The sequence below is a fragment of the Pseudomonas sp. P42 genome, assembly GCF_017973755.1.
Classification (GTDB): Bacteria; Pseudomonadota; Gammaproteobacteria; order Pseudomonadales; family Pseudomonadaceae; genus Aquipseudomonas; species Aquipseudomonas iridis.
In genome coordinates this window covers 97,998-114,680 of the sequence record NZ_JACOPU010000007.1, presented here as the reverse complement: position 1 = coordinate 114,680, position 16,683 = coordinate 97,998, and the positions used below count along the sequence as shown (strand labels likewise).

At 53.7% G+C, this 16,683-nt stretch carries 14 protein-coding genes and 1 pseudogene; 4 read left to right on the top strand and 11 right to left on the bottom strand.

Going from position 1 to position 16,683, the window contains the following annotated elements; genetic code table 11:
* Positions 1-32: 32 nt before the first annotated feature.
* The 3 genes from H8B20_RS28155 to H8B20_RS22635 form a co-directional block, all read right to left on the bottom strand.
* Positions 33-266, bottom strand: a complete 234-nt coding sequence (locus tag H8B20_RS28155) for a BPSL0761 family protein (protein WP_122686212.1) — start codon at positions 264-266, stop codon at positions 33-35.
* A gap of 122 nt (positions 267-388) precedes the next feature.
* Positions 389-1,159, bottom strand: a complete 771-nt coding sequence (locus tag H8B20_RS22640; protein WP_177111231.1) for an SIR2 family NAD-dependent protein deacylase — start codon at positions 1,157-1,159, stop codon at positions 389-391.
* A 66-nt stretch (positions 1,160-1,225) separates the two neighbouring features.
* A complete protein-coding gene (locus H8B20_RS22635) occupies positions 1,226-1,681 on the bottom strand; it encodes a hypothetical protein (protein WP_342345722.1) in 456 nt (151 codons plus the stop codon).
* A 193-nt stretch (positions 1,682-1,874) separates the two neighbouring features.
* Here H8B20_RS22635 and H8B20_RS22630 point away from each other — a divergent pair, with 193 nt between their 5' ends.
* Together H8B20_RS22630 and H8B20_RS22625 are read left to right on the top strand one after the other, a co-directional pair.
* Entirely contained in the window at positions 1,875-2,384 is a 510-nt protein-coding gene (locus H8B20_RS22630; RefSeq protein WP_342345720.1) for a helix-turn-helix domain-containing protein, read from the top strand.
* 464 nt (positions 2,385-2,848) lie between these two features.
* Positions 2,849-3,766, top strand: a complete 918-nt coding sequence (locus H8B20_RS22625) for a hypothetical protein (RefSeq protein WP_210624689.1) — start codon at positions 2,849-2,851, stop codon at positions 3,764-3,766.
* 120 nt (positions 3,767-3,886) lie between these two features.
* On the opposite strand, the gene H8B20_RS22620 is transcribed toward H8B20_RS22625, so the two are convergent.
* Both H8B20_RS22620 and H8B20_RS22615 read right to left on the bottom strand, forming a co-directional pair.
* Positions 3,887-5,791 carry a UvrD-helicase domain-containing protein gene (locus H8B20_RS22620; protein WP_122686222.1) on the bottom strand — a complete coding sequence of 635 codons (1,905 nt, stop codon included), beginning with the start codon at positions 5,789-5,791 and terminating at the stop codon, positions 3,887-3,889.
* Between the two features lie 2 nt (positions 5,792-5,793).
* Entirely contained in the window at positions 5,794-7,788 is a 1,995-nt protein-coding gene (locus tag H8B20_RS22615) for an ATP-dependent nuclease (RefSeq protein ID WP_215729443.1), read from the bottom strand.
* Between the two features lie 379 nt (positions 7,789-8,167).
* Between H8B20_RS22615 and yejK the strand changes: the two genes are divergently transcribed.
* Positions 8,168-9,169 (top strand): nucleoid-associated protein YejK, encoded by a 1,002-nt coding sequence (gene yejK, locus H8B20_RS22610; RefSeq protein ID WP_169904302.1) that lies wholly within the window; start codon positions 8,168-8,170, stop codon positions 9,167-9,169.
* On the opposite strand, the gene H8B20_RS22605 is transcribed toward yejK, so the two are convergent.
* The 5 genes and pseudogenes from H8B20_RS22605 to H8B20_RS22585 form a co-directional block, all read right to left on the bottom strand.
* Positions 9,155-9,577, bottom strand: a complete 423-nt coding sequence (locus tag H8B20_RS22605; RefSeq protein ID WP_122686227.1) for a coiled-coil domain-containing protein — start codon at positions 9,575-9,577, stop codon at positions 9,155-9,157. The genes yejK and H8B20_RS22605 overlap by 15 nt on opposite strands.
* On the bottom strand, positions 9,574-11,454 hold the full coding sequence (locus H8B20_RS22600) for a site-specific integrase (protein ID WP_122686229.1): 1,881 nt from the start codon (positions 11,452-11,454) through the stop codon (positions 9,574-9,576). Before H8B20_RS22600 ends, H8B20_RS22605 begins: the two co-directional genes overlap by 4 nt.
* Positions 11,451-13,130, bottom strand: a complete 1,680-nt coding sequence (locus tag H8B20_RS22595) for a hypothetical protein (RefSeq protein ID WP_210624688.1) — start codon at positions 13,128-13,130, stop codon at positions 11,451-11,453. The genes H8B20_RS22600 and H8B20_RS22595 overlap by 4 nt, the downstream gene beginning before the upstream one ends.
* Positions 13,130-14,278, bottom strand: a complete 1,149-nt coding sequence (locus tag H8B20_RS22590) for a tyrosine-type recombinase/integrase (RefSeq protein WP_122686233.1) — start codon at positions 14,276-14,278, stop codon at positions 13,130-13,132. Before H8B20_RS22590 ends, H8B20_RS22595 begins: the two co-directional genes overlap by 1 nt.
* Positions 14,279-14,413: 135 nt before the next feature.
* Positions 14,414-14,698: pseudogene (locus tag H8B20_RS22585) on the bottom strand (nucleoid-associated protein); the annotation flags it as partial.
* 395 nt (positions 14,699-15,093) lie between these two features.
* Between H8B20_RS22585 and H8B20_RS22580 the strand changes: the two are divergent.
* Entirely contained in the window at positions 15,094-15,375 is a 282-nt protein-coding gene (locus H8B20_RS22580; protein ID WP_003221909.1) for an HU family DNA-binding protein, read from the top strand.
* 189 nt (positions 15,376-15,564) lie between these two features.
* Here the strand turns inward: H8B20_RS22580 and rlmF are convergent, their stop codons facing one another.
* Complete coding sequence (rlmF, locus tag H8B20_RS22575) at positions 15,565-16,584, bottom strand: 23S rRNA (adenine(1618)-N(6))-methyltransferase RlmF (protein ID WP_150594940.1); 1,020 nt, start codon at positions 16,582-16,584, stop codon at positions 15,565-15,567.
* Positions 16,585-16,683: the final 99 nt, after the last annotated feature.

The window sequence follows — 16,683 nt, the reverse complement described above, 5'->3', positions numbered from 1 at the left end:
TGTCCAATCGAGAGGTGATCAGTGCTGCGACGCTACTCATCGATCGTAGATCCGAATATCGGATACAAGAACGGGAACGATGGCAGTATTGTCGCCTCTTCCTCAAGTCGCCCAGCCAGCAAAACATCGCTCCTCTCAGGATAGTGCCGAAGCAAAAAGTGGGCGTCCCGGCGTACTTTTTCAGGGAGGGAAGTATCCCGCGCGAGCTGTTTGAGGAAGCCTTCCGTATGAATCACGGCGCGGCTGCGCTCTTTAGGAGTCGTCATCACAAACCTCCGAGAACCGCTAATGGGATAGAAAAATGAGCTCCGCACCGTCCGTTCTAGCCAGGCTGTTTCATCAATACGTCGCGTTCGGGTGCAGTAAACACAGTCAGAGTGAGTACTTGTTACGGTGAATTGAGCTCGCGAGACAAAAAAGCAGATAGGTGAGAGAGGATTTGTGTAGCTCTACCGATCAACATGATTTCATTGGGCGCCCCCATCCCTACATCAACCGTATTTACGTGGATGACGGTCGCGCCACAAGCCAGAGCAATGTTAGGTAAATCTGCGGCAGGGGTGACAACTCCAGACGTACCGACTGAAATAAGCACGTCGCAGCTTTTCACCAACGACAATGCAGCCTTCCAGACGCCTGGAAGCAAATCCTCACCGTACCAAACCACACCGGGGCGTAGTTTTCCATTGCACCTTGTGCATCGCGGAGGCTCTATTAGTGCACCTTCTTCCATAATGGCCGACTCATTCCTCACCATTCCAGGCCGATGACACGCGAAGCACTTTGGTGTGGACAGGCTGCCGTGCAGGTGGAGTACATCTACGGAGCCCGCTCTCTCGTGAAGATCATCGATATTTTGAGTGATGATAGAGACGGTTCGCATTGATCCGGCCATTTCGCGCAATGCCAAGTGCGCTGCATTGGGTTGAGCCTTCGAAAACTGTTGTCGTCGCCACAAGTACCATCCCCAAACCAGGCTTGGATTTTCTCGAAATGCTTTCGCTGTTTCCAAACGCTCGGGGTTGTGGCAGGCCCAAAATCCAGTCTGTTTTTCCCGGTAGGTGGGGATTCCGCTTTCCACTGAAATACCTGCTCCGGAGAAGCAGACGATTTTCTTGGCATTCAGTAGCGAGTTTGAAGCTAGCTCTAATTCAGTCAGGGAGGCACCTTGGCTAACGCCTGTCGTTAGTCGACTGTGTGAGATCAGGACGAAATGATTGCTCTATCACACCTTGGATGCGTAGAAATGCGGCTCTCGCATGTCCAAAGTCCGATGAGATTGTTGAGTAATACGAGAAAAAAGGTGCTGTTCGGAATACCAAATTCGCCGGGTTTTCTTCTTGCGTAGATCTAGATTGCCAAATTTGTAGGTTTTGCCAGACGTTTGATAAATAACTGCGGACTCGCCCGTTCCGATCCCTTCGTAAAAAGCGATTTTTTCCAGATGTTCTAGGCTCCAAGCATCACTGCCGTTCACGCTCGGCGGACACAGCAGTTGCACCTCCTCAACCTTCACATCCATGGCGCAAGTTAAATAGGACTGCAGTTCGTAAGCGCAACGGACTATCGCAGCTCGATCTCGCTGGCCGGTCTGAATTGAGGTAATGGTCAATAGGAAGCTAAGGTCTTCCACTTCACAGTGCGACCGTGCATGAACTGCCTTGCTAACTGGGTCAAGCACGTAGATCAATGAGCACACCGCCGCAAATTCGCCGGTCCGTCGTATGGCGGCCCAGTTGAGAGGAATGCCGGAACGGCTTGTACAGGCCCATCAGTACGACGAGCTTACATCTCCAAGCTGTCCGGCCAGTCTTGTAGGACATTTGTGGTCCCACATATACATGTTATAGCCCAGCGATGCGGGGTGTCAAAGCATGGCCTCATGCTCTCTTTTGTGGTTGCACGGAAGAGAGATGGATTATCTGCAGACGCTTGGGCAGACCCTAAGGGAAATTCGAGTTGATGCCGGGCTTCGAAGAGAGGATTGCTCGGGGGCGCTCAGCCGCGAATACCTCGCGAACGTAGAGCTAGGCCGCCAAAGCATCTCTATAGCCAAACTCGTATCCTTGTGCGAGTGTTTAGGTATACCCCCGAGCCTGGTTCTTACCACCGTAGAAGCTCGTCTGGCCATGCTGAAGCTAGAACAGTATCAAGCAAGCCAAGAGCGTCAGGTTAGGGAGTATGTCGGGGCCGGAAGGTTGCGTAGCGAGGCTAGTAACGGAGGTGCCCAGGGCGTGAGAGGCAAGCGTGCCGAGAACAATCGTAAGGCCGTTCAATCTCTGCAGTCCTTAGGCCGTACCAAGACGGAAATCGCACGCGAACTCGGCATTGGAACTACGACCGTCGACAGGCACTGGCGAAAAGTCGATTCTGAATCGACCTAGTTTTCAAGGCGCAAAATGCTCGTGGCTCCGTCGTTTGGGATTGTCAACTTATGGTTGGAGGTGCATCCCGGCTGAGGGAACTTCCAGGCTATCCGTCACGGAGTCATAACGCGAAGCCTTCAGAGACGTGAAACAATATTTTTTCAAACTGGCTTGTCCCTTGCTGAGTTGTGGGCGACTGCATTGGTGTCGAACCAAACAAACGCCTCTTGGGCTTCCACAGCCACCGCTTGACCTTGTTGCATCATCAAAGACGACCTCAGCCATCGCCATAATGTGCGTTGATCGGAAGAGGCAGTTGCTTTCTTCCACTAGATGACTTGGCCGGACGGATACCAATCAGTAACCTAATATACGGGAAATGCTTTAATATGGATTGGTGAGCTGCGTTGCGCCTTAGTTTGTCTTTGTGAAGGTATGGCGCGACAGGGAATTTCGAAACCAATAAACTAGGGATAAGGTTTATGCTTCCAATTGCAAGTTTTCTTTGTGATGTTCTACCTGCCAAGTCAAATGACCCTTACTACTACAAAAACTTCTTGATAAGTTATACGCTGATCACCGTTCCCGCTGTATTTTCTCAGGGGGTTTTAACGCCAGGCCCTTATGAGGGTTGCAGCCGGGAAGATATAGATACTGACGTTAATGAATTTATCCAGAAACTGCCAGAACGCTCCGAGCACAGGCGAAAAATATTCCGCGATTATTCCCGCGCAGCTATGATCGACCCAGGCATAATGGTTCAAGATAATGAGGGTCGAACATTTTTCAGTAACATTTTTGAGGAGCGCTCCAATGAGGTAGGGCTATCTAATAGAGAGCTTATATTGGCGGCTCTGAATTCCTCGGCTTACTTGAGCTACTTTGGCCTATTTGAGGAAACCTTGAGCAGGCTTCATTGGAATGAAATTGGTCGTAAAGTAGGCGGAGAAAAGTCTTCTGCGGCAGAAGCAATCTCCCGGCAGTTGAGAGAGGTCCTAGAAGCCAAGAAGATTTTTGATATTTTCACGATTAAGCTAGCGGAGCGTAGTAAGTTTTTTGCAAATTTTGAGACTCTTTCAAAAACCTGGAGTTTGCTTAATCTCATCAGGAATCGCCTAGTGCATCATGGGAGTTATTACACTGTAGCTTATGCTAAAAAACTAGATGAATCTCTAGAGGCTATTTTTGAGACCTTTCAAGATGGCGAGTATATTCTTGAGAGGAGTCTATTCCTTGATAGCTTCGAACCACTTGTAGTTGAAGCTCAGGAAACTCATCGCTTGACTTTTTGTGATGCGCTTGAAAACTGCATGAGGAACCTAACCTTGTTTGTGATGGAGTCCTTGGTGCTGAGCGAGAGAGAGGCACGAAAAAAAATTAAAACCCATCGCATGCGCTAAGGGTTTTAGGCCAAGTCGGCACAGGCCTCCTGATCTGTGGTGTGATTTCTTGGCCTGCCATAATAATTCAGTGCGTTAGCTATGACTAACGCACTTTCGCCACTTCGTTGCTACTAACGCCTAGTAAACAGAGGTTATCCGTACTCCAGCTAGCTCTAGGAGATTGTAAAGCGTTGCGATTTTAGTTCTAGTACCGCGATCCTTGCAGTATGTGAAGATGACTCGTTGCTTGGCTCTGGTAAATGCGACAAAAAAGCCTGCTGTAGCTTCGATCTGATCATTAGAGAAGCTCCACCACGCACCATCGTCCAAGCCCACGAATATGACCGTGTGGTATTCAAGCCCCTTACTTTTGTGAATGGTCATAAGTGGTACGGCGTGGAGACCTTCATAGGCATCTAGGGTGGCGCACCAGTCGATACTGTTTAAAGAGCAATCTAATAAATGTTTCACTGCAGAATCTATAACCGTGTCTAGCCAGTCCCCGTGTGCATAGCTAGGATAGGAGCTGCTAAGACGCTCACGGCCTAAGAAGTTCAGCACCTCGGTCACCAATGACCTTGATGTAGCTTCATCGCCTGGAGGGGTGGGGTAGTTCGCGCTGAGGGCTCTTGCGAACGCGTCCAAGTCAGTCGCTAGTTTTTGCTGAGCGCCAGGTTCATCGGCTGCCACGCCGCGCAATAAAGCGAGCCATGTCTGGCAGTTAGACCAGTGGCGTCCAGCGCGCGGGTTCATTGCGAGACGGAGAAGCGAAACTAAGTGCTTAGACAGATCCTCGGTCATCAACTCCTGCAACATGATTTGTCCAGCAGTTCCAGCCTCATTTCTTAGTGAAAGGCCTTCAGCTTCAAAAGCTGGTCTCAATACATCTGCGTAGTCCCCGGCCTTCTGCCGAACGAGTACGACAAAATCGCGAGGGAGCAGTTTCTTGTCAGCAATGGCCGCTGAAATAGTTTTAGCCAGATGTCGCGCTTCATTTTTTGGGCTTCGAAAGTCGAGGATTACGCAGCTCTCCCCATCAATCGTACCTTCGGTTTGGGATATCGGCTCCATCGCGCCTGAATCTAATGCCTGAGCTAGCACGTGCTGGATACGAACCAAGTCAGGGGATGATCGATAGTTGTTGAAGAGTGTCGTTCGAAGTCCCCCAAAATCTGCGTCAAACTCGGAGAAGGGATCATCCATGGCCAATGCCCAGCGCATGATCTGCTGCTTGTTGTCACCTACAGCAGTAACGACTGTGTCAGTGCCACAGAAAATTGTATGCACAAGATCGTATTGAACCTGAGTTGTGTCTTGAAATTCATCCATGAATAAGTGCGAATACGTGAGTCGCAGTGCCTCCCGCACCATAGGGTTGATTCGAAGTAGGAGCTCTACTAGTCGGCCGATCATAGGGAACGTCAATACACTCTTCTTGCCTTCGTGTAGTGAATAGTGCCAAAAACGCGCCATCGCCCATTGAGCGACGTCGGGCTTAGGCCAAGCCGCAACGGGTAGGGGAGCTCCCAGCAGGTGCTTTCGCTCGAACGACTTCGCCCCAATCGCGCGCAGAGAGGCTTTCGTACCTATATCCCCTGGAGGTGATCCCGCAATTAGATCTAGAAAATTTCTATAATCTCTCTCGTAGTATGTAGTTATCTCGTAACCTGGGCGTGGCCGCCAGAATTCGGGTAACGCTTGGCCGAAGCGGTCCAGAAGCCCTTTTGCAAATGCGTCAAAAGTCATAGAGTCGAATCGGCTGGCGTGACTGCTATGGCAACGTTTACGGACGCGAGCAGCTAGATTGGAGGCTGCGTCGCGTTTAAAACTAATCGCGAGGATCCGCCGGGGCGTTGGTGCGGCCTCCGTCTGGAGTAAAAAGGCAGCACGCTGTGCCAGTAGCTCGGTTTTACCTGCCCCTGGGCCAGCTATGACGGATTGATTTATGCCCGCTCTGACGACTTTAAGAGCATTGGCTTCAAGAGATTTTACCCCAATCGGCGTCCAATCTTCTGGTCGAACTCGAAGTGACGAAACGGCCATAACTAGTCGCGCCTCAATGAAGCTTCTATGTGCTTGAGCACCTCAGCTAGAACTGCCGGCATTTTTTCACGTAGGTCCTTCTGCTTTACCCGCGATAGTGCTGCCAAATGGGTGGCCGGCTTACTATTGGTGAGAAAGTGGTATCGGTAAGCCGGTAACAGCGCTTTATACACTTCGAACGGACCAGTGTAAGCGCCGAGTCCCGGACCTGCGGTGCCTAGTACAGCATCGGCGGCCTTTTCCTCAGCCATGCGCGGTCCGCCTCCTTTTGGAATGATTCCCGCATACGCGTCAGGGAATGCCTGAAGCATGGCTAGGTCGAGGTCCAAAGGCGCAGAGAAAAACACACCATGCGGCCGCAAGTTGTTGCTAATCCATGCCTGGAGGTTTGCGTGATCACCAGTAGTTGACCACTCGTGCATTTTTTCAAGATCTGTATCACTCAAAATGCCTTTATCGATCTTAAGTACTGCGGTTTTTGGCACGTCAAACTCAATTAGCTTTTGAATGGCGGTTTTAATCCGACCAAACCCTCCGCCATCACGGCCAAGGTCTAGATCGAGCAAGGTGGCATGAGGGATACCCAGGTGTTTTAGCAAACGCCAGAAATACTGCACATGGCGCCCTCCCAAGGGGACGATGGCAACGAAGGCCGGATCAATCAGCAAATCGAGCGCTTCGGCCAGAATTGGCAGAACGATCCTTTCAGAATCTCCCTCAACAAGCAGTACAAATCGAGCGAAATAGAGCTCCGGATACGCCAGCATGGCTCCCCGAACAAATTTGCTCGCATCTACCTCGTTGACTGGAAATCTAATCTTTTTGACAGTCGAGACCCGTGTCTTAGGCTCACATCGGCAGTAACGCACCTCACGCGGGTTCACACGACTGAGCACTGCTGGTGAGTGGCTGGTGATGATGGCCTGCGCGCGGCTTTGGTCGGTTAAAGATCGGACCTGACGAATGATGCGCGCTAAGAAATAGGGAGAAAGGTGGTTTTCAGGTTCCTCCAATGCGAAAATAGAGAGTGCGGGAATACGCAATGCATTGTCACGGAAGCCCTCAACTGAACCAGCGACGACCTCTCGCTCCAAGTCAAATACAGCTGCTGCCAGCGCGAAATAGAAGAGTGATTGCTGACCGTCACTGAGGGCCTCAATCCCGCGCTCACGCCCATCGGCTCCTTGTTCAAACACTACAGCGATCTTGTTGACGACGTCCTCAAAGCGACGGCTCACTAGGCTAAGCCTAGGATTCGTATCAACAACTTCATCGTGAAGATCAGACCATCGAGTTTGAAGCGCTTTAGTTATAGCGGCGATTGCAGATTCATCTTCGAAAGCAGCCGTTAGGTTTTCTGTGGCTTCCTGAACTGCATCCTCCGTATCGGATGACCATTCAATCGCACGTAACAAACGAGCAGCTAATGCACCGGTAGTCGCTCTGGTCTGCGCGGCCGCATCACGACTGGCCGGCGTGTAGTAAAGCTGGATCAGACCACGGTCTGCTACCGCGACGGGGTGGCGTTTGTCATTTTCCGGTTGTTCATCGAGCGTATCGACCCAGAAGAGCTCTTGTGAGACCTCGCCCTCAACCGTCCCGTCGTCATCCCACTGCGCTTCTAGGCGCATACGACATATAGGCGGCTTTTCTGCGCGATCAATCAGCATATGCTTAAACGACGGTGCGATCGTTTCTGCGGTTGCGGTGCCATTTTTTAATTCTGGAAAAGCGATCGAAACCTCAATGAAGAGGTACTTGGAATCACGATTCTCAGGGTCATCATCAGGCCCTAAGTGGAAATCTGACCTTAGAATTGTGCGCTGTGCTCGAGTCACCCCAAACAACTTCAGCATGGCGTGCAAGAGTGCGGTTTTTCCTGCTGCGTTCGGACCTACAATGGTCGTGATTTCTGCCGAAACATCTACGGTGATGGGATTCGGGCCAAAGCAGCGGAATCCAGACAAGCTTACAGACTCAATACGCACGAGGTTCATTCCTTGAAGCGGCGATGGGCACTTGGCCATTAGGAGGCTGTTCAGAATAGCGCAGGAATGGATCGCGTCGCTATCAGTTGCAGATGCCAGTCTTGGCGCCTGACGATATGCAGCGCCATGACGCCGCAGGCCAATGGTACTAAGCCGGCGCTGAGCTTTGATGTGGAGCTTAATTTTCCGCAGGTCCTGAGTGCCCCTCACATCATGAGGGTCATCCTCGGCAGGATGTCCGCTGTTACAGTAAAGTTACCGATCTTGCCCCATGATAGTTGGCGTAACGCGTCTTGCACTGCCGGTGAATACCGCGCTAAAAGCAACGCTTCCGTCGGTCTACTCCGTGCAGATTTTCTTGATAACTCCCCATACAGGAAACGCTCTGATGCCTATCCGTCATTGCATTGTTCATCTGATCGACAAAAAACCTGACGGCACACCAGCAGTTCTCCACGCCCGCGACTCCGAGCTTGCCGAGTCGGCCGCCATCGAGAACCTGCTGGCTGACCTCAACGACAGCTACAACGCCAAACAAGGCAAGGCCTGGGGGTTCTTCCATGCCGAGTCCGGCGCTTACCCGTTCAGCGGCTGGTTGAAAGAGTATTTCGACGGTAGTCAGGATTTCACTAGCTTCAGTCGCGTGGCCATAAAGCATTTGCAGACGCTCATGGAGGCATCCAACCTCTCCACCGGCGGCCATGTGCTGTTCGCCCACTACCAGCAAGGCATGACCGAATATCTCGCCATCGCCCTGCTGCACCACAGCGAAGGCGTGGCGGTGAACGCCGAACTGGACGTGACCCCGTCGCGCCACCTGGACCTCGGCCAGTTGCACCTCGCGGCGCGGATCAACCTGTCGGAGTGGAAGAACAACCAGAACTCCAAGCAGTACATCTCGTTCATCAAGGGCAAGAACGGCAAGAAGGTCTCAGAGTACTTCCGCGACTTCATCGGTTGTCAGGAGGGAGTCGACGGCCCGGGCGAGACCCGTACTCTGCTGAAGGCCTTCAGTGACTACGTCGAAAAAGAGGACCTTCCAGAGGAGTCCGCGCGGGAGAAGACCCAGACCCTGGTCAATTACGCCACCACGCAGACCAAGCTTGGCGAGCCGGTGACTCTCGAAGAGCTCTCTAGCCTGATCGACGAGGACCGCCCAAAGGCGTTCTACGATCACATCCGAAACAGTGACTATGGTTTGTCGCCAGAGATTCCGGCCGACAAACGCACCCTGAACCAGTTTCGCCGCTTCACCGGGCGCGCCGAAGGGCTGTCGATCAGCTTCGAGGCGCACTTACTGGGCGAAAAGATCGAATACGACGAAGCCGCCGGTACCTTGATCATTAAAGGCTTGCCAACTCAACTCATTGATCAGTTAAAACGCCGCTGAACCCAGATCCGTTACCTTGCGGTCGCTCACCTTGGCTTTGAGCACACGGTTCTCTTCCAATAGCATTTCGTTGAGGGACGCGAGACTGGCGATTTTGGCCCGCAGTTCCTCTATCTCATATCGGCAGGCTGCGGATTTCTTGCGCTCAGCAATCAAGTCATGATGCTTCACATCACGCATGGTGCGACTGGAACGCCCCTGAGCTTCGCGGATAGTCTCAGCAATTTTGGGGTAGTAGTTGTGAATTAGCGCTGTCGATACGCCTGCCTCGCGGGCGACGGCGGCGATAGTAATCTTGGTTTCTCCGGAATGAGAGCGCCCTTTCTGGATACGATAAAGGGCGAGACGCAGATCCTTTTCGCGATCCTCAGCCGGTTTGTAGTGGGCTGTTTTTTTCGTGGGCTTCATGCGAGTGGAGTCTCCGGAGGCATTCCCAGCTGCGTTAGTACGCTGTGGCATCGAGTCAGGTCGCGCTCAACGCGTTGGCGGCCGCCGTCGCCAATGTCTGGGCACTGCAGCAGACCTTTCAACTCCTCATAGAGCCGCTGGTAGATCGCCGTATGTTTACTCTCGATCACGGCGTTATTGCAGTTGCCGCATCGTGTGCGATCAAGGATATTGCCGATGCATCCGTCATTGTCCGCCGTGCACCAAGCGTGTCCATTACTACGAATTGCAGTGCTCTCAGCAATGGACTTCAACATTGAGGCATGATCCTTGAAAATCAGTAAGTTCTGCGGCTCTCGCTGCCACTGCTTGAGGGAGCGACCGTAGCCCCCGGCCAGAGATGCCTCGCTGAACCAGTTATCGACCACGCCGAGCTTGATATCATCTAACTCGTCCTGAATATCGATATATAGATCAAGATCCAAATGCTGCCCCCAACGGTCGTCCATGGCGTAGCCTAAGGTCATGTCCAGCGTCCAATGCGCGTAATGTTCCTTGAGATAGCGCAAGTCGCCGAAGCGGCTATGCGCGGCATAGTTGGCGAACTTGCGGCGGAACTGGTGGGTAGAGAGGTTCCAGCTCAGTCCACATTCCTTGCTGAATGCCTTCAGGCAAAGGTTCCAACTAGCGTTGCACATTGTGCGTACTTGGTCGCGTCCCGGAGACACGCCGAGGAAGAGAGCATGGCGGTGCTTGTTTGCCTCGACGATCTGCGGGTCATGTGGATTGGACCGGCGTCGCTTCAGGAGTTCGGCGGTGATCTTAGCCTGATACGGCAGGGCCCAGCGCTCCATCAGACGCAGTGCGCGTACGGCCGCCTCAGGGATCATCCATTGATGGATGCCCGCATCGGTCTTGTCCGAGCGTGAGCGCATCCAGTGATAGACCGTGCCCTGATTGTCTCGGGTCCGCAAGTGCGAGCCCGACTGTACGTTCGCCAACTCGTGGTTGCGGCAACCGGAGGTGCTGCCCATAACGATATAACAGGACGTACGCAGATCAATGAGTGATTTGTTGAGTGCCTTCAAGCCACCCTTCCAAGCCAAGGCTTCCAGGTGTCGGTTCTTTGCAGCATTGACTGTTGTGTATGGTTGCCACTTTAGCTGCCCCGTCAGGGCATCGATAGCATCGCGAAGGTCAAGTAATTGTTGACCGCGCTCAACCTGCTGGTGGGCTCGCTCGAATAGGGTACAGAACACATCATCGGGAATAAGGGGTGTTTTGCTGCCTTGGGTACCAAGAGCAGTAAGCCCCGCCAATGCCTTCGCGGAAGTCTCGGGCCAAGGATGCTTGGGCATTCGATCGTCTGTGTACTGACTAAGCTCATAGAGCGCTTCGACGGCCTTCAGGCGGCCCTCCAGTCCACGTTGCGACAGTGGCTTACCATGGTATCGGCTGATATGTCGGTACGCCCTGCAGGTATTCACATATGCTGCGCAGACCATGGGGGTCACCGCACCGATATGACTGAAATTAAGCACCTCCAGATGACGTAAAAATGGCATCGTAGAATGGAAAAGGGCCGTCATTGAGCTGCCTTTAGGCCGCGTGCCTCCTCGCCGCCCACGTCGTAGGTAGCGATACATCATTGCTTTCATAACCGCTCGAAACGCTATTGGGACGAGGTTAAAGTCCAGTCGTTTCCGGCTGACCGACACGTTGGTGGTGAAACCGTCGAGCAGCCAGATATCGTCGCCATAGCGGCTGAGGATAATCCACTGCCCGTCGACTTGGGTGGCGTTAGTGATCAAGGTGTCGCGTTCAAGGAGTCCACGCACATCGCTAGGTTGGGCTGTAAGGGTGTTCCAAGGCATTACTGCTGGTAGGTTGGCACTCATGCAAATACCTCCAGGCTTTGGATCAGATCAATCGACCAGAACGGATGTGGCTGGGTGCGAGCACGCTCACGTGCGGCCTCTACCGCTGCGGCTTTGAAAGTACCGCGCCGCAGCCCTTCGTCAACAATGTAGTGATCGATTAAGCGGGGAATGTGTGCGTATTCCCGCGTCCAGAGCCGTTTATTCATGCGAGAGCGTTCGCTCAATACCCGAAAATAGAAACTGAACAGTTTGTACAAATCTTCGGTGGTCACCGCGTAGTGCTCACAGCGCAGACAGTTGATGAAGTTCATACAAGTCGCACCCTTTCGCTTAGGAGCGTACTGGCCGTTTTCCGGGTCGGCGCAGCGTCCCATGGGAGTATCTCGATAGGTTGTGCCAATGGTTCGAGTCAATAACTCCTGTACCAATACTTCACCCATGAACTGCCAGTTGCGACGGGCCTCATCACTTGGCGCTAAATAGTGTTGGTCGGTGATCTGTAGGGTGTTGCCGAGTGCTGCGGCGGCGATTGCGACGTTTCCGCCGGACAGCTCGAAGATAGCGTTGGCGAATGTCTTGCGCAGTCGTGAGATGTTTATGCGTAACGGCTTTCCATCGCTGTCGGTCAGGTTAAATCTATCTACAAGTCGAGTTGCCGCGTTTGCCACATCTGCTGAGTCCAATGCGGTGACGTTGCCGAAATTTTTCGAGGCGCGAGGACGATAAAGCCATACGCGGCCTTCGAGTCCAGTTGGAGCCTCCGCATCCAGAGGTTCAGTCAGGACCATCACACGACGAATCAGGCGTTCCACGCTGGTGGTTACGCTCGGCGTGGATTCAAGGACGCGTTCGACGTCCGAATCGGCGCGCAGGGCCACCTTGCTAGTGTTGTATCCTCGCCGTTTCCACAGAACCAAGAACACCCTGTCATCTTTCGGGTGCGGACGTAGGCAGTTACGGTGCATTTCCAAGAGTGGCGTGTTATTACGCCCGGTGTGCAGCGCCACAACCAACAGTGCGAATGCCAGCAGCTCGCCGGTTACAGACACGCCGTCTGTCCATATCGGCTTGATGGCTTGCCGTAATGCCACACTGAACGCTTGTCGCTCTCTGTTGGATAATGCGTTCTCGCTCTTGAACTTGTGGTTACTATTCGGGAAGGGTGTGCTTGGGAAGGTGGCCATATCGCCTGAGGCGATCAGAGCGATCAGCCCACGCCGCCCCAATGCAGTTAGAACCGGCTTAGTTTGCGTGTAAAGGGTCTTTTGAGACGTTGTTGCGACGCCTAGCCCCGCCAGATGACCCAGGTAACCGTCGATCAAGTCTCGGTTTATGTCGCTCAGCAGTAATTCACGGCCAAAAGCGGCTGCCCGGAGCATGCAACAGTCGAGGAAATTGCGCAGTCCATTTACGCAGTAGCCGGCCACGGTAGTGGTGGCGATTGTGCCATCTTGGCCGGCTAGGAAGCGTTCGATTTGGCGCTGACATGCGTAGGCGATGGAATCAATACCGACGCCGTACCAGCGAGCAAAGTCGAAGGAACGGCTCTTGGACGTATTCCGTCCAAACTCGACGATAGTGTTACTCGCAGGGATAGCCTGGGGAGGGATGACCACATTGCCGGCCGAGTCGTGGCGGTGTTCGACTTGGGGAACGCTGAGGTCGGCCCTCACAAATACCTTGCGCTTACGCATCAGGCTGTCCCTGCCAGTGTGTTCAACTCCTCGTCATAGGCCAGTACGGCTTCGTCGGCCATTTCGTTGATCAGATGCAGGTACACCATAGTCGTCTGAATCGAGCTGTGACCAAGTTGTCGCTGTAGGAATACAAGAGGATCAAGCCCGTTCGCGGGGTTGCGCTGCAGGCTGACCAGCGTGTGCGTAGCGTAGGTGTGTCTGAGGATATGTGTATGGACCCTAATGCCAACCCGCTTACCGGTTTCGTTGATGATCCGGTTAAGGCTCTTGCCGTCCTCGGCGTAAGGCTCTCCGAATTGATTGAGAAATAGCGCTTTTTGAGGAGACTTGCTCGGTGAAACGCGCTCGCCACGGACCTTCATCACGTAGCGGTAGAGTTCGGCCATGAACGTGCGGCTCAGATAAATCGTTCGCGGCTTGCTGCCTTTCGTCACCATGCCACTTCCGTCAAAGGGATCGAGACAAATGCGCAGGTTACGCTCGGTTCCTTGCACCTTTTCTGGATCGAAAACATAGGCCAGTGGGAAGGCTGCGAGTTCCTCGCGGCGTAGGCCCGAGTGCAACGCGAGGCGTATCATCATTCGATGATGGGGATTTTCCGCAGCGGCCAAGAGCGACTTGATTTCATGCATGCTCAAAAACTTGGGCAGGGCCTTGTAGCTACGCGGCATCACGTCGTTTGCCATGGTCTTGCCACCGTTGGAGCCGACATGTTCAAGGAAGGTTTCTTGACTTCGTACAATGCGCTCTTCGTACGCAAAGGGAAGGCGTTTCACCCAACCCTCCTTCAGAGCGTATTCATAGAACTTGCAGATGTAAGTCAAGCGCTGGCGAGTGCTGTTCGGTGCCAGCTTGCATGTCGTTAAGCAATAGTCTCGATAGGCCGCCACAAGGCTTTTTGCCTCGCCACGCTCTACGTCAACCCAGCCAATGTCATGGGCTTCAAGAAAGCTGAAGAAGTCGTACAGTGCGCGTCCGGTACTTGGCCAGGATCGCTTGGAACCAATGGCTGCACGAAGCAGGTAGTGACGGAAGAACTGATTAGCGGGGGCGCAGCTCTCCATCGAGTTCCAAAGCAGAATAGGAAACCCTGGATGGGGTTGCCCGGCGATCACAAAATCGTCAGTAGCCCGAATAAGTTCCATGGATGGCCCCCAACATTGGCGCCTATCGTGGTCTCAGGTAGAGCTAAGGGGGCCTTAAGCAGCCTTTGAAGCGCCTGAGCTTCTAAATGTCTGTATGGCATAGCACAAATATTTAACTTTCTCTAGGTGCCAGAACATCAGCTTCTGAAGATGCTCGACCGCCACTTTGCTGAACGCAGTGAAGTCTCTGCCACCTTCCATGTACTCCTTCAGCCAGCCACTGAACGGGAACGCGCCAGATTCCGGATGGAACAGACCCCAGGCTTTGCCCTGTTTGGCGTTGTAGCTCTCGTTGAGGTCGGCGAGCATGTTCTCGATGGCCGCCGACTCCGCCAGTTCAGAATCACGGGCGTGCAGAACTGCGGGCGTGCCGTCGGGTTTTTTGTCGATCAGGTGGACGATGCAATGACGGATCGGCATGGGCTTCTCGGCTGTTGGATGGGAGGAGGGCAGGCTCCCCCGAAAAAGCGCCCAGTGTACCGCAATCACTGGTTTTGGCGCCGGGTGAAGGGCAATTCCTGGGCACTGTGCGGCCCTTATGCAGTTTTTTACCGGTTTAGAGCAATAAAGCTGACCAAATGGGTAGCTAGAGGCGGATATTTCCTTGTCTCTGTGCTAGTTTTGCCCGGTCTTACGCGAAGTCACTGCGTTAAGCGTGCAATCAGCATTTGTCAGGTCGAACCAAACCCTGATTTCGGTATCTATAACCCGACTCGTCGCGGTTATCGCCGAGGGTGCCAGATCCAGAAGATCGGGCTCGATGGCTGACACTGCACTCTGCAATCCATATGAATTTGATAGGGAAGGAACACTACATGGCTCTTACTAAAGACCAACTGATCGCCGACATCGCTGAAGCTATCGACGCGCCGAAAACCACCGCGCGTAACGCTCTGGACCAACTGGGCCAAATCGTTGCCGATCAGCTGGAAAACGGCGGCGAAATCACTCTGCCAGGTATCGGCAAGCTGAAAGTGACCGAGCGTCCTGCCCGCACTGGCCGTAACCCTTCGACTGGCGCTGCCATCGAAATCCCTGCGAAGAAAGTGATCAAGCTGGTTGTGGCCAAAGGCCTGACCGACGCTGTGAACAAGTAAGACGCAGCAATAAAAAACCGTGCACCGGAGCGATCCGGGCACGGTTTTTTTGTGTCTGCGATTTGGCGATGCCGCTCCATCCCATGTGGGAGCGCGCCTGCTCGCGAAAGCGGTGGGTCAGTCGATATTAAAGTTGACTGACACGCCGCCTTCGCGAGCAGATTTGACCTGCGTCGGTCAATGCAATGTTTAGCGCGTCCAGCGCTCGCGACGCCAGATCTGCTGTTCGGACTTGGTCTGAAAGGTCCAGGCCACGAAACGGCTCTGTTTCTGCCCTTGAGACATTTCCACCACCTGGCTTTCCAGTACGCCAGCCTTTTTTAGCGCGGTTTCGATGGCCGGCAGGTTGGAGGCTTTAGACACCAATGTGCTGAACCACAGCACCTTGTGCTGGAAATTGGCGCTTTCGGCGATCAGTTGCGTCACGAAACGCGCTTCACCTCCCTCGCACCACAGCTCTGCCGACTGGCCGCCGAAGTTCAGCACCGGCAACTTGCGTTTCGGATCCGCTTTACCCAGTGCACGCCATTTGCGCTCGCTGCCCTTGGTCGCTTCGTCCATCGAGGCATGGAACGGCGGGTTGCACATGGTCAGGTCGAAACGCTCGCCTGGCTCCAGCAAGCCGATCAGGATGTGTTTGCGATTCTCCTGCTGGCGCAGCTGGATGACCTTGCTCAGGTCGTTCGACTGGACAATCGCCTTGGCCGCTGCAACGGCCGTCGGGTCGATTTCCGAGCCGAGGAAGTGCCAGCGGTATTCACTGTTGCCGATCAGCGGATACACGCAGTTGGCACCCATGCCGATGTCCAGCACATTGACGATCGCGCCGCGCGGCACCTTGCCGTCGTTCATGCTCGCCAGCAGGTCCGCAAGAAAGTGCACGTAGTCGGCACGGCCCGGAACCGGAGGGCAGAGGTAGTCTGCCGGAATGTCCCAATGCTGAATGCCATAGAACGATTTGAGCAGCGCACGGTTGAACACGCGCACCGCGTCGGGGCTGGCGAAGTCGATGCTTTCCTTGCCGTACGGGTTGGTGATCACGAACTTCGCCAGTTCCGGCGTGGTTTTGATCAGTGCCGGGAAGTCGTAACGACCCTGATGGCGATTGCGCGGGTGCAGGCTGGCCTTTTCCCGCGGTTCCACGGCTTTGGCCGAGGTGGCGGAATCGGGCTTCTTGCGCGGCGGGCGAGGTGTACGGGGGGCGTTCATGGGCGTGGTCGATTCGGGTATGGCTGAAAGTGGCGGGTATTGTCCCACATTGATGAAGTCTACGCCGAACCCATGCAGGAGCTGCCGAAGGGGGCGTAT

What these genes read in the sequence shown, in the direction of transcription:
- H8B20_RS28155 (WP_122686212.1), bottom strand. Translation starts at nt 266, where the DNA reads ATGACGACTCCTAAAGAGCGCAGCCGCGCCGTGATTCATACGGAAGGC.
- H8B20_RS22630 (WP_342345720.1), top strand. Translation starts at nt 1,875, where the DNA reads ATGGCCTCATGCTCTCTTTTGTGGTTGCACGGAAGAGAGATGGATTAT.
- H8B20_RS22625 (WP_210624689.1), top strand. Translation starts at nt 2,849, where the DNA reads ATGCTTCCAATTGCAAGTTTTCTTTGTGATGTTCTACCTGCCAAGTCA.
- H8B20_RS22620 (WP_122686222.1), bottom strand. Translation starts at nt 5,791, where the DNA reads ATGGCCGTTTCGTCACTTCGAGTTCGACCAGAAGATTGGACGCCGATT.
- H8B20_RS22615 (WP_215729443.1), bottom strand. Translation starts at nt 7,788, where the DNA reads ATGAACCTCGTGCGTATTGAGTCTGTAAGCTTGTCTGGATTCCGCTGC.
- yejK (WP_169904302.1), top strand. Translation starts at nt 8,168, where the DNA reads ATGCCTATCCGTCATTGCATTGTTCATCTGATCGACAAAAAACCTGAC.
- H8B20_RS22605 (WP_122686227.1), bottom strand. Translation starts at nt 9,577, where the DNA reads ATGAAGCCCACGAAAAAAACAGCCCACTACAAACCGGCTGAGGATCGC.
- H8B20_RS22600 (WP_122686229.1), bottom strand. Translation starts at nt 11,454, where the DNA reads ATGAGTGCCAACCTACCAGCAGTAATGCCTTGGAACACCCTTACAGCC.
- H8B20_RS22595 (WP_210624688.1), bottom strand. Translation starts at nt 13,130, where the DNA reads ATGCGTAAGCGCAAGGTATTTGTGAGGGCCGACCTCAGCGTTCCCCAA.
- H8B20_RS22590 (WP_122686233.1), bottom strand. Translation starts at nt 14,278, where the DNA reads ATGGAACTTATTCGGGCTACTGACGATTTTGTGATCGCCGGGCAACCC.
- H8B20_RS22580 (WP_003221909.1), top strand. Translation starts at nt 15,094, where the DNA reads ATGGCTCTTACTAAAGACCAACTGATCGCCGACATCGCTGAAGCTATC.
- rlmF (WP_150594940.1), bottom strand. Translation starts at nt 16,584, where the DNA reads ATGAACGCCCCCCGTACACCTCGCCCGCCGCGCAAGAAGCCCGATTCC.